The 593-nt window shown below is 57.0% G+C and carries 1 protein-coding gene and 1 pseudogene; both read right to left on the bottom strand.

Features of this window, described 5'->3' with window-relative positions; all coding sequences use genetic code 11:
- A partial coding sequence (locus J5M57_RS27930; protein WP_207872083.1) for a hypothetical protein occupies positions 1-277 on the bottom strand: 277 nt, incomplete at its 3' end.
- A 3-nt stretch (positions 278-280) separates the two neighbouring features.
- Positions 281-593 (bottom strand): annotated as a pseudogene (locus tag J5M57_RS27925) (hypothetical protein); the annotation flags it as partial.

Raw genomic sequence — 593 nt, 5'->3', positions numbered from 1 at the left:
AACGAATATCGGCCTTCTTGCGATCTAGCGTTTCCGGATCGGTGCCACGCCTCAATTCGACTTCGATAATGGACGTTGTCGGCGCCGGCAGCCGGTCATCTTTCGGGCGCAGTTCTTCAGCGAGCTTCAGTGCAGCGTCGAGTTCTCCTTGCAGACGGCGGCCATGCTCCTCGCGGATGCGCACGGCAGAACTGCCGCCACCGCCTACGCCGGAGTAGTCCTGCTGCGATTTGAAACGCGTGATTTCAATGTGTGGAAGCGTGAACCGCGACGCCATTTATCATGCGCCTTTCGACTCCATGAACGCGCTGCGCATGATGTGACGCTCACGCAGGCGGTCGAGAATATCATTCGTCGTCAATTCGATGCGTTCGTCCAAAATAGCGGTCTTCACCGCGTCGTCAGTGGCGCGGACGATCTCGGACTGGCTGAGGTCTTTCGCCGCCTGAACGATTGCTTTCCAGTTCGGCTTTTCAATTTTCATCTTGCCGAGATTGGCACAGATCAGCTTGCGGATTTGTTCTGCTGTCGGTGCATCGAACTCAAGCACCTGATCGTACCGGCGCAGCAAAGCGCGGTCGAGCAGCTTAGGA

Origin of the sequence: Pseudomonas sp. 86_A (assembly GCF_017491705.1) — a bacterium.
In the GTDB taxonomy this organism is placed as follows: Bacteria; Pseudomonadota; Gammaproteobacteria; order Pseudomonadales; family Pseudomonadaceae; genus Aquipseudomonas; species Aquipseudomonas koreensis.
Note: the sequence above shows the minus strand (reverse complement) of the source record. Positions and strands in the feature narration are given on the sequence as shown.